The 11,884-nt window shown below is 34.2% G+C and carries 15 protein-coding genes; all 15 read left to right on the top strand.

Features of this window, described 5'->3' with window-relative positions:
* Positions 1–71 precede the first annotated feature (71 nt).
* The 15 genes from SPD89_RS05155 to folD all read left to right on the top strand — a co-directional run bounded on the left by SPD89_RS05155 (position 72) and on the right by folD (position 11,882).
* Positions 72–548, top strand: coding sequence for a YqhR family membrane protein (locus SPD89_RS05155; protein WP_336260891.1), 477 nt, complete (start codon positions 72–74; stop codon positions 546–548).
* Between the two features lie 91 nt (positions 549–639).
* Positions 640–1,701, top strand: coding sequence for a M24 family metallopeptidase (locus SPD89_RS05160; protein ID WP_336260892.1), 1,062 nt, complete (start codon positions 640–642; stop codon positions 1,699–1,701).
* Positions 1,702–1,751: 50 nt separating this feature from the next.
* On the top strand, positions 1,752–2,312 hold the full coding sequence (gene efp, locus SPD89_RS05165) for an elongation factor P (RefSeq protein ID WP_336260893.1): 561 nt from the start codon (positions 1,752–1,754) through the stop codon (positions 2,310–2,312).
* Positions 2,313–2,688: 376 nt separating this feature from the next.
* A complete protein-coding gene (spoIIIAA, locus tag SPD89_RS05170; protein ID WP_336260894.1) occupies positions 2,689–3,615 on the top strand; it encodes a stage III sporulation protein AA in 927 nt (308 codons plus the stop codon).
* Entirely contained in the window at positions 3,612–4,124 is a 513-nt protein-coding gene (spoIIIAB, locus tag SPD89_RS05175) for a stage III sporulation protein SpoIIIAB (protein WP_336260895.1), read from the top strand. The genes spoIIIAA and spoIIIAB overlap by 4 nt, the downstream gene beginning before the upstream one ends.
* Positions 4,125–4,138: 14 nt before the next feature.
* Positions 4,139–4,348 (top strand): stage III sporulation protein AC, encoded by a 210-nt coding sequence (spoIIIAC, locus tag SPD89_RS05180; RefSeq protein ID WP_336260896.1) that lies wholly within the window; start codon positions 4,139–4,141, stop codon positions 4,346–4,348.
* A gap of 3 nt (positions 4,349–4,351) precedes the next feature.
* A complete protein-coding gene (spoIIIAD, locus tag SPD89_RS05185) occupies positions 4,352–4,765 on the top strand; it encodes a stage III sporulation protein AD (protein ID WP_336260897.1) in 414 nt (137 codons plus the stop codon).
* Positions 4,766–4,808: 43 nt separating this feature from the next.
* Complete coding sequence (gene spoIIIAE / locus SPD89_RS05190) at positions 4,809–5,990, top strand: stage III sporulation protein AE (RefSeq protein WP_336260946.1); 1,182 nt, start codon at positions 4,809–4,811, stop codon at positions 5,988–5,990.
* An 11-nt stretch (positions 5,991–6,001) separates the two neighbouring features.
* Positions 6,002–6,637, top strand: a complete 636-nt coding sequence (spoIIIAF, locus tag SPD89_RS05195) for a stage III sporulation protein AF (protein ID WP_336260898.1) — start codon at positions 6,002–6,004, stop codon at positions 6,635–6,637.
* Positions 6,634–7,248 (top strand): stage III sporulation protein AG, encoded by a 615-nt coding sequence (gene spoIIIAG, locus SPD89_RS05200; RefSeq protein WP_336260899.1) that lies wholly within the window; start codon positions 6,634–6,636, stop codon positions 7,246–7,248. The genes spoIIIAF and spoIIIAG overlap by 4 nt, the downstream gene beginning before the upstream one ends.
* A 16-nt stretch (positions 7,249–7,264) precedes the next feature.
* Positions 7,265–7,813 (top strand): SpoIIIAH-like family protein, encoded by a 549-nt coding sequence (locus tag SPD89_RS05205; RefSeq protein ID WP_336260900.1) that lies wholly within the window; start codon positions 7,265–7,267, stop codon positions 7,811–7,813.
* 813 nt (positions 7,814–8,626) lie between these two features.
* On the top strand, positions 8,627–9,124 hold the full coding sequence (gene accB / locus SPD89_RS05210; protein ID WP_336260901.1) for an acetyl-CoA carboxylase biotin carboxyl carrier protein: 498 nt from the start codon (positions 8,627–8,629) through the stop codon (positions 9,122–9,124).
* Between the two features lie 13 nt (positions 9,125–9,137).
* A complete protein-coding gene (gene accC, locus SPD89_RS05215; RefSeq protein ID WP_336260902.1) occupies positions 9,138–10,493 on the top strand; it encodes an acetyl-CoA carboxylase biotin carboxylase subunit in 1,356 nt (451 codons plus the stop codon).
* A gap of 167 nt (positions 10,494–10,660) precedes the next feature.
* Entirely contained in the window at positions 10,661–11,032 is a 372-nt protein-coding gene (nusB, locus tag SPD89_RS05220; RefSeq protein ID WP_336260903.1) for a transcription antitermination factor NusB, read from the top strand.
* Between the two features lies 1 nt (position 11,033).
* The gene (gene folD / locus SPD89_RS05225; protein WP_336260904.1) at positions 11,034–11,882 is read left to right on the top strand and encodes a bifunctional methylenetetrahydrofolate dehydrogenase/methenyltetrahydrofolate cyclohydrolase FolD; all 849 of its coding nucleotides are present in this window, start codon (positions 11,034–11,036) and stop codon (positions 11,880–11,882) included.
* Positions 11,883–11,884 lie beyond the last annotated feature (2 nt).

The following is an 11,884-nucleotide window of genomic DNA, read 5'->3' on the forward strand; positions in this document are numbered from 1 at the left end:
CTAGCGTTCTTGCTATAATTTCTCATTCTTTTCATAAAAATGGGTAATAATACGAATTGGAGGTTGATAAAATGGGAAAACAATCAGCTAAATTAAACCGACTATTATTATTACGCACAATACTTACCGGTTTTTTTGGTGGCTTATTTAGTGGGCTATTTCTTCTATTTTTACATTATTTTAATATGACAGAAGTAAGACCCAAAATATTGTTACGCATTTTATTTCAAAATGAAAACTGGATTGAGAAATGGTATGCTAATGTCGTATTGATTGTACTCATTAGCATTTTTTCGATAGTTATAGCGCTTATCTATTATGTTTTGCTACGACATAGGAAAAGTTGGATTACAGGAGCTCTGTTTGGAGTAGCGATATGGGTAGCAATTTATTTTGTGATGCCGATCATTATCAAAAATTATAATCCATTCCTTTACCTAAATTCTGAATCACATGTTTCCATGTTTTGTTTATTTTTATTATATGGCGTTTTTACAGGTTATTCGATATCTTTTGATTATGGACATTTAAAACAAGAATATGAGTAATGAATATTCAACATTTCTTTTAGCAGGATAATAAGGTTTATGGTAAGATTGTATCGATAGTCATCAATTTAATAAAGAGGTGAACATACATATGACAAAATTAGCAGATCTACGTAATAAGTTACTTGAAAATGAAGTCGACGCTATCCTTGTCACAAATCCATACAACAGAAGGTATATAACGAACTTTACTGGAACAGCTGGTGTAGCACTTATAACAAAGTCGGACGCTTTTTTTGTGACAGATTTTCGCTATGTTAATCAGGCTAAAGAACAAGTACCTGAATTTACGATTATAGAGCATCAAGGACTCATTGAAGACAAGTTAACTGAACTTATTAGTAAGTCAGCAATAAAACGACTTGGTTTTGAAGCAGACCACGTTACATACACAAACTATTCTCTGTATGAAAAAAAATTTGCTGTCGAGTTAGTTGCAGTAAAAGAAATAATTGAATCTATACGTATGATTAAAACAGCTGAAGAAATTGTTATATTAAAAGGTGCTGCTAAAATTGCCGATGATGCTTTTCAGCACATATTAGAGTTTATTAAGCCAGGTGTCAGGGAAATTGATATAGCAAATGAATTAGAAATATTTATGCGAAAGCAAGGTGCAACATCCTCAAGCTTTGATATTATTGTTGCTTCAGGATACCGCTCAGCCTTGCCGCATGGTGTTGCATCTGAAAAAGTGATTGAGAATGGTGAACTCGTTACGATGGATTACGGTGCGTTATACAAAGGTTATTGTTCGGATATAACAAGAACAGTAGCAGTCGGGAATATAAGCGATGAGTTGAAAGAAATATATGAAACAGTATTAGAGGCACAAGTCCGTGGGGTAAATGGTATAAAACCTAATATGACTGGAAAAGAAGCTGACGCTTTAACACGAGAATATATAGAAGAACAAGGTTATGGAGAGTATTTTGGACATTCGACTGGCCACGGCATTGGACTTGAAATACATGAAGGACCGGGACTTTCTCCTCGTTCTGATACTATTTTAGAGAAAAATATGGTCGTAACAGTGGAACCGGGAATTTATATTCCTGAAGTTGGTGGGTGTCGGATTGAAGATGACATTGTCTTAACCGAATCGGGTAATGAGCGATTAACTTTTGCAAAGAAAGAATTAATTCAATTATAAAACCCTACATAAATCTTACGGTACAATAATTTGAGGGAGGAAATAAAATAATGATCTCGGTTAACGATTTTAAAACTGGTACTACAATCGAGTACGAAGGTAATATATGGCAAGTGATGGAGTTTCAACACGTGAAGCCAGGAAAAGGTGCGGCTTTTGTTCGATCTAAATTACGTAATTTAAGAAATGGTAATATTCAAGAAAAAACATTTCGAGCAGGAGAAAAAGTAAAACGAGCGCATATTGACCATAAGAAGATGCAATATTTATATGCTTCTGGTAATACGCATGCCTTTATGGATGTTAATACGTATGAACAAATTGAGTTACCAGCTACACAAATTGAGTATGAACTAGATTTTATTAAAGAAAATATGACAGTCGACATCATTATGTTTGATGGTGAAGTTATTGGAATCAGCTTACCAAATAACGTTGAACTTGAAGTAACAGAAACAGAGCCAGGCCTAAAAGGGGATACGGTAAGTGGTGGTTCTAAGTCAGCAACATTAGAAACAGGTTTAGTTGTTCAAGTGCCTTTATTTATTAATCAAGGCGACATCCTTGTTATAAGTACATCTGACGGTAAATATGTCTCACGGAGTAATTAATATATTATGAGTATGATATGAGAGGATGTTCAAAAAGTCCGGTAAAAATGACACTGCGAATTTCGCACGAATGCTTGTTTCTCCGCTACTCATGTATCTAAATGCATACATTCCGTTGCTCGAAACTGCGCCTCCTCGAACTTCTTGGTCTTTTTTATCCTACTTTTTGAATACGCACTATGAAGAACAATTCTTTGAAAGGGTTGTTCTTTTTATTTTGGATATTAGTCTATAAATACACACTTTTTTATGATAGATACGATTTTTTTCCACTTATATTCTCCTTTGAAGCGACTTCTTCCTTATTCTTCATGCATAAAAAGAAATGCTAGGCATAAATTTAGAATATAATCCAATCATTAAGGTAGTGAAAATCATGATGGAAATATTACGATTATTACCAGAAAATATGAAACAAGCTGTCATGCAAAAAATTGCTACAAGATGGTCGCAACTAGAGGAAATAAGATTACGTTTAAATAGACCTATTGAATTAAATTTTCACAAACAAATTGAATGGATCAATGAGATCATTTTCACTGAAAAGGATAGTATTTACGTGTTAAATCAATTGAGTGAGCATTCATTATACCGGTTGGAAGATGAACTACGTGAAGGATACATCACGGTAACTGGTGGACACCGTGTTGGGCTAGCCGGTGAGGTAACTACAGTGAATGGCAAGATCAAACAATTACAACATATCACTTTTTTTAATATTCGGATTGCTAGGGAAATTAAACAGATTGCAGCACCATTTATTCCCTACATAGAAAATGATAATCGCTATTTTAATTCGTTAATCATCGGACCGCCACAGACAGGTAAAACTACTTTTATTAGAGATATAGCTAGATTAATAGGAGATAGAGAAAATAATTTCACTCCCCAAAAGGTTGGAATAATTGATGAACGATCGGAAATCGCTGCCTCTATTAATGGGGTGCCTCAACATAATGTAGGGCTCAGGACAGATGTTATGGATGCATGTCCCAAGGTGGCTGGGCTGATGATGATGATCAGATCCATGTCACCCGATGTATTAGTGGTGGATGAAATCGGAAAAGAAGATGATGTTAATGCGTTAATGGAAGCTGTTTTTGCAGGCGTTACAATCATTTGTACAGCACACGGGTCATCGGTAGAAGAATTAAAAAGAAGACCATCCATGCGCCCTTTATTTGAGAATCATGTTTTTGACCGCATGCTAATTTTACAAAAAGATACGCATGATTATTTCAAAATAGACATCTTTACTAGGGATGGTAAAAAAATCACATCAAACTTGGTGAAAAAACAATGAAATGGTTAGGAGCCTTCTTACTAATTAGCACAACAACTTATATTGGATTTGATATGAGTAATCGTTTAAGTGATAGGACGAAACAAATTAGACAATTTATTTTATCCCTACAAATGTTGGAAGCCGAAATGGAATATAGTCAATTAACCTTACAGCAAATATTTCGAACGATTGGAAAAAAGACCTCTTCTCCTATAAACAACTTCTACAGCCGATTAGCGGAGCATTTTGACTTTGTTGTAACAGATTTTTTGGACGTATGGGATCAAGAATTAGATAGATTAACAACTGTTTCAGCACTTAAAAATAATGAGCTGGAAATTATGAAACAATTTGGGAGAAATTTAGGACAACATACATTTATACAACAGCAAAAGCATATAACATTAGCAATTCATCATTTACAACAACAATTAGATGAAGCAAATGACCAGCGAGTTAAATACGAAAAAATGATGAAGAGTTTAGGAGTTCTTATTGGAATATTCATCGTTTTAATACTGTTTTAGAAAGGAGTATCCTCATGCTAATTGATGCGACAATTTTATTCCAAATAGCTGGAATTGGGATCATTACTGCGCTGATCCATACCGTATTAAAGCAAGTTGGAAAAGAGGATATTGCCCAATTTGTTTCTCTGGTTGGCTTTATTATTGTCTTGATTATCGTTATTCATCATCTGGCTGACTTATTTCAGCAAATAAAATCTGTATTTTTATTAAAAGGTTTATAAATAATGGATATTGTTCAAATTGTCTTAATCGGTATAGTAGCAACATTGTTATACATTCTTTTAAAAGATATCAGTCCCTCTTATTCATTTTTTATCGTATTAATTACTAGCATTCTTATTCTTGTTATCGTAATAAAACAAATTGGCATTATTATTCAACTACTGAAATCCTTGGGGGATAAGGCATCTGTTAACGCTTTTTATGTGGAAACAATTTTAAAAATTATTGGAATAGCTTATATAACGGAACTTGGATCCAACGTAACAAAAGATGCAGGACTAGCTTCTGTGGCATCAAAAATAGAATTGGCCGGGAAAATTTTCATCCTCTTACTAGCAATCCCTATTATTAGCGCCGTAGTAGAGGTTATTCTCAATTTTATTCCTGCTTCTGGAAATCAATTTCCTGGTCAGTAATTTGAAGTTTGGGTAGAAAGGGGTCGTAAACAAATGAATGAAAATGTATAAAAGAATAGCTTCAATTCTATTTATTTTCATCTTGTTTATACCTATTGATATAAGTGCGAATGAACACGATGAAGATATTGAATTAGAAGAAGATATTGAAGAAAAATTATTGGACAAGTTAACGATTGAAGAAGTCGATTTGTTTTGGAAGCAAATTGGTACCGAATATGGTGAGTTCATACCAGATATTAATAATAAAAACATTGCGGAACTAATTAAAGAAAATGGGACGATTTCACTTAAATCAAGCCTAAAAGGAATCGTGAAATATTTATTTTATGAGTTAATTGTCAATGGGAAGTTATTAGGCACATTAATTATTTTAACGTTATTTTCAGTAATTTTACAATCAATGCATGCTGCTTTTGAGAAAAGTACTGTCAGTAAGATCGCTTATTTTGTTGTTTATATGGTACTTATTTATATTACACTTAATAGTTTTTACAGTGTATTCACATATGCAAAAGAAACGATTGACATGATGAGTAGTTTTATGATCGCATTATTGCCTTTAATGCTAGGTCTTATCGCTACATTTGGACAAGTAATTACTGTGTCATTTTTTCATCCAATCATTATCTTTCTCATTCATATTAGCGGTATCTTAATGACTTCTTTCGTTTTTCCTTTATTGTACCTTTCTGCATTACTTATTATTGTCAGTAATTTAAATGATAATTTTAAAGCAACCCATTTAGCAGAGTTATTTAGATCAATCAGTATAGGTACTGTGGGGTTTTTTTTAACAGTCTTCTTAGGAGTTATGTCTGTACAAGGTACTGCTACTGCAATTCAAGACGGTGTAGCGTTAAAAACAACAAAGTTTATTACAGGAAATTTTATTCCTGTTGTAGGAAGGACGTTTACAGATGCAGCTGATACAGTCTTATCTGCTGCCCAACTTTTAAAAAATGCTGTCGGAATCATTGGTTTAACGATCATCATTATTATCGCGGTTTTTCCTGCAATTAAAATAATAGCAATTTCATTTGTATATAAACTTGCTGCGGCATTACTGCAACCACTAGGAAATAGCCCAATTATAACGAGCTTAAATATTATTAGTAAATATATTCTTTATGTACTTGCTTGTTTAATTACAGTAACGTTTATGTTTTTTTTATCGATCGTAATTCTTATAATCGCAAGTAATATTCCATTACTTCTTAGATAAGGTGAATGTTTATGAATGTAATATCAGAATGGGTTATGCAAGTCATTGTTTTTATATTACTTGGCACGATTGTGGAATTATTAATCCCTAATAACTCCATGAAAAAGTATGTCAATATTGTTATCGGTTTATTATTGCTACTTGTTCTCGCAAAGCCAATTCTCTATTTATTTACCGATGACGTAACAGCACAGTTAGATAAGTTTGAACAGATAATCTTTCAGGAGGAAGCGACTTTGAGTGAAACAGAAACTTTAATGGAAATACAAAAAAGAGATATACAAGCTGAACAAGATGCATATATATGGAATGAGGTAAAGTTACAACTTATGAAAGAAGCAAACCCCATACTATTTGAACAATATTCGGCACAAATTGTTGATCTTACTTTTTCATTTGATGAACCATATGTGGACAGCTATGAAAATCTCGATGAGGTGATTATAACTCTACGGGAAAATACAGATGGGAGAGAGCCAGATGATAAAGAAGCCGATGTCATCAATCCAATTATCATTGAAACGGACAGGCCAAAAGAACCGAGGAGGAAGAATAATAATGATACGAATATAAGTGATACATTAGAAGAAATATGGGGTTTAGATAAGGGAACAATTAAAATTATGTGGGAGGGAGGGGCGTCTTGATTGAAAAGTTAAAGAACTTCATTCAAAACTATTTCCGAAAAGGTACTGAAAATAAGAAACGAAACTACGTACTTGCGATTGCTTTAATTGCTATTTTATTCATCCTCCTTGGAAATTTATTAAGTCCCAAAAATGAATTAGAAACAGAATTAAATCAAGAAACAGATGCAAAAGTTCAGGAAGATGATATAGAAGAAGTGTCCCTCATAAAAAATGTTAACGAGATTGAAGCGAGCTATGAAAAAGATTTGCAGGCAATGCTAAATCAAATTAAAGGAGTTTCTGAAGTAGAAGTCATGGTTAACGTTGATTCTACCAATGTCAATGTATATGAAAAAGATTTAATTATGGGTAATCAGTCAACGGACGAAACAGATAAAAATGGTGGAATGAGGAAGGTAGAAGATGAAACGAAAGAAACAAAACTAGTATATGTAAGACAAGGGGATCAGGAGGTGCCAGTATTAGTACAAACAAAGAAACCAGATGTTAGAGGAGTGTTTATCATTGCTAAAGGAGCAGATAACGCAACTGCGAAAAAGTGGATTGTTGAATCTGTATCAAAAGTGCTGGATGTACCAACATATCGAATTTCAGTAATGCCAAAGTGAAAGGGGAAATTATGAAATGTTAAAAAAACAAACGGTATGGCTTTTAACCATGTTAAGCTTAATGATTGTATTAAGTGTATATTATATGATGTCAGATCAAGAAGATATAGCATACATTGATACTGGACAAGAAGGTATTGAAGAAACTGTAAATCGGGATCAGAAAGATAGCGATGTTGAAGTTGAAGGAGTTAGTCCAGTTCAAGGAAACGAACTTTTTACAACAATTCGAATGGAACTCGAAGATGAACGAAATATTAAAAAAGATCGTTTAAAAGAAATAGTAGCATCCAGTAGCGCAACCGCAACGGAAATTAATGAAGCATTAAATGAAATTGATTTTATCGAAAACATCGAAACAAAAGAGACAATTTTACAAGAATCAATTTTATCTGCAAATGAAAATTATGAAGATGTTCTAGTAAGGGCAGAGGATAATAAAGTGCATGTTCATGTTATCACTGAAAACTTACCAAAAGAAGAAGCAGTAAAAATTATGCAAATGGTAAAAGACGAATTAGGAGAAATTACAGTTGATGTTAATTTTCAGGCAACCAATAGCTAATTACTTATAAAAATCCAGATGCGAGAAAAAAGCATCTGGATTTTGTTTTATTTAAAGCCTTATCGTGACTATGTTGCTTTTCATCTACGTTATTAAAGTAAACTGTGCAGTAGTGAAAATTTGTAAATCTAGTTACAAAACGTTGATTTCCTCCTTCGGGCAGTTCGCGCATCCTTAGGCACGGCGGTCCGCCTCTGAAGCAGAAAACCACTGCTTCTCTAGTCTTCCGACGTACAGGATGTACTAGCGCAGACGAAGACATGAGGCCGTGGCGTTCTTAGTCTGGCGTTCGCCTGTTGCTTCTCCCACGACGGACAGGACGTCCTAGTTTCGGCGTAGGTCACAAATCTTTACGGTGGGACGAAAGCGGAGCTACAGTCCTAGGAAGTGACCGCTTTTAGCCGACCAGGTGTCGACTGCCCTCCGGCTCCAATCAACCATTAAGATAGTAGTTATATCAAGCTGTTAGCGTTATTACCGTACACAGATCCCAGCGAAGGAAATACACGTAGACTCCTATGGGAGGACAGGCCTAGATGAGACTACGTAGGAGCGAAGCGACGAGTAGGCTCAGCAGCCGCCCATGGAAAGCGAAGTGTACTTCCGTAGCGGTAATATAATTACTATCAAAAGTTATGTCGTAGTTTAAGGATTTAGTAGCAAATAATACCCTTTTAGAAAATCGCCTTTTAAAATTAATTAAATACAGACCAACTAGGAATAAACTCAATTCGTAAAATATACGGTTGTTCAGAGAGAATTATGTTAAAATAGAATCTAATACGTAAAAAAGCAAAAAGGGGAGTAAGAAATATGCTAAAAGTTCAAGAATTACGGGAAATAATTAGACTTATTGATCAATCTTCAATAAGTGAGTTTGTTTATGAAAATGATGGATCATCCATAACAATTAAGAAAACGACAGAAGATAAACAAGTAAATGTAAGGGAAGAAGTTATCCAAACTCCACCTGTAGTACAAGTTCCTGTTGCCCAGAAAAAAGAAGAAGCAGTAAAAGAAGAGCCAAAGCAGGAAGCGGATACAGATGTAGTAACAACTGACGATGAAAACATTGTTGAAATCGTTTCACCAATGGTTGGAACTTTTTATCGTAAACCATCTCCTGAAAGTGATCCATATGTAAAAGTAGGAGACAAAATTGATGAAAGTACCATTGTTTGTATTGTAGAAGCAATGAAGTTATTTAATGAGATTGAAGCGGAAACAACTGGAGAAATTGTAGAAGTACTCGTCGGTGATGGCGAATTAGTTGAGTATGGACAAGCCTTATTCAAAGTTAAAACAAAGTAAGGGGACGATAAAAGTGATTAAAAAATTATTAATCGCTAACAGAGGTGAAATAGCCGTTCGAATTATTCGTGCATGTAAGGAACTCGGAATTGAAACAGTTGCTGTATTCTCAGAAGCTGATCGAGAAGCATTACATGTAGAACTTGCTGATGAGGCTTATTGTATCGGTCCAGCACCGGGAACAGAAAGTTATTTAAATATAACAAATATAATGACGATTGCTACTTCTACTGGTGTAGATGCTATCCATCCCGGATATGGATTTTTAGCGGAAAATGTAGATTTTGCAGAAATATGTAAAGAATGTAATGTGAAATTTGTTGGCCCTTCACCTGAAGCGATACAAAAAATGGGAATTAAAGATGTTGCTCGTCGTACAATGAAAGAAGCAGGGGTACCGATTGTTCCAGGATCAGATGGAATTTTGGAGAATGAAGAAGAAGCGATAAAAGTTGCTGAAGCTATTGGTTACCCTGTAATTATTAAAGCTACTGCGGGTGGTGGTGGAAAAGGAATCCGCGTAGCATATAATAAAGAGGAATTAATCAATGGATTTCGTATTACGCAAAAAGAAGCAGAAACGGCTTTTGGTAATCCAGGAATTTATTTAGAGAAAAATATTGAAGATTTCAGACATGTTGAAATTCAAATTTTGGCGGACGAACATGGTAATGTCGTTCACCTTGGAGAAAGGGATTGTTCGATCCAAAGACGTCTGCAAAAATTAATTGAAGAGACTCCATCACCTGCCATCACCTCGGAAATAAGAGAAGCTATGGGAGCGGCATCTGTTAAAGCTGCCAAAGCAGTAAATTATGTTGGTGCTGGAACTATCGAATACATTTTCAATCGTGAAAATAATGAATTTTACTTTATGGAAATGAACACTCGTATTCAAGTAGAACATCCAGTAACTGAAATGGTAACAGGAATAGACTTAATAAAAGAACAAATTAAAATTGCAAATAACGAAAAATTATCCGTTTCTCAAGATGAAATTGAATTTAATGGATGGTCAATTGAATGTCGAATTAATGCGGAAGATCCATTCAAAAACTTTATGCCATCTCCCGGAGAGATTAAAATGTACTTACCACCTGGAGGGCTAGGGGTTAGAGTAGATTCCGCTGTATATCCAGGTTACTCGATTCCACCTTTTTATGATTCTATGGTCGCTAAGCTGATTACATATGGAGCAACACGTGACGAAGCAATTCGTCGTATGAAAAGAGCTTTAGACGAGTTTGTTATCGAAGGGGTACATACAACGATTCCTTTTCACTCTTTAATTATGGATCATGACGTATTTAAAAAAGGTGATTTTAATACAAATTTCTTAAAAGATCATCCGATTAGTCAAGAAGAATAAATTATTTTTTCAAGGTCAAAAGGAGATTCCTTTTGACTTTTCTTCTTCATATAATTGTTAAAATTGACGGATGGCTTTGAAAATGTCCTTTTGCTTTCTTCTAGCATTGTATCCGTAAATTTGATACGATTTCTTAGAAGATTATTCTAATTAGAGGAGAAATATTGATGGATCGACGTACAGCAAGAGAAGAAGCCTTTAAGTTATTGTTTCAACACGAAATAAATACAGTTGAAGAAATAAACAGTGAAAAATTGGATCCTTTTACAAAAAAAATCGTACTTGGGGTTATAGATAAAAAAGAAGAAATCGATCAATTAATTAGTAATCATTTAAAAAATTGGTCATATGAACGAGTGGCACTTGTTGAGAAAACAGTATTACGTATTGCAGTTTTTGAAATAACTTATTTAGATGATATTCCAATAGGAGTTTCGATTAATGAAGCAGTTGAGCTATCACATACATATGGCGATGAAAAATCAGGAAAATTTGTTAATGGCGTTTTATCAAATATAATCGAACAAAAGGAGTCTTAAAATGGCAGCAGAAATTATTAACGGACAACTATTAGCAAAAGAATTGAGAAGAAATATGAAAAATGAAATTGCCGAGTTAAAACAAAAAGGACTCACTCCACATTTAACTGTTATTTTAATTGGAGATGATCCAGCTTCTCATTCTTACGTAAGGGGAAAAGAAAAAGCCTCGGCCGAAGTTGGTATATCCTCTAAAATAATTAGAATGGATAAAACAGTTGATCAGAAAACGTTACTAACGAAAATTGCAGCGTTAAACAAAGATGAAAATGTTCATGGAATTTTAGTACAATTACCATTACCAAAACATATCGAAGAGCAGAAAGTTATTGAAGCGATCGACCCAGCTAAAGATGTTGATGGTTTTCATCCAATTAATATAGGACGTATGATGGTAGGACAGGATGCATTTTTACCTTGTACTCCTTATGGTATTATTGAAATGTTGAAATCCAAAAATATAGAAATCGCAGGAAAACATGTCGTCGTTATGGGAAGAAGTAACATTGTTGGAAAGCCGATGGGACAATTACTTCTAAATGAAAATGCTACAGTTACTTATTGCCATTCAAAAACTCAAGATATTAAAAGTTATACAAAAAAAGCGGATATTTTAATAGTAGCTGTCGGAAAAGCAAATATAGTCGATTCGTCCTATATTAAAGATGGGGCAGTAGTAATAGACGTTGGGGTAAACCGAACAGAAGAAGGAAAACTAACGGGAGATGTTGACTTTGATGATGTAAAAGAAATGGCATCCTTCCTTACTCCAGTACCAAAAGGAGTTGGACCGATGACGATAACGATGCTACTATCTAATACAATAAAAGCAGCCAAAGGATTGAGTTAATT

Source organism: Pseudogracilibacillus sp. SO30301A, assembly GCF_037072025.1.
Classification (GTDB): Bacteria; Bacillota; Bacilli; order Bacillales; family Amphibacillaceae; genus Pseudogracilibacillus.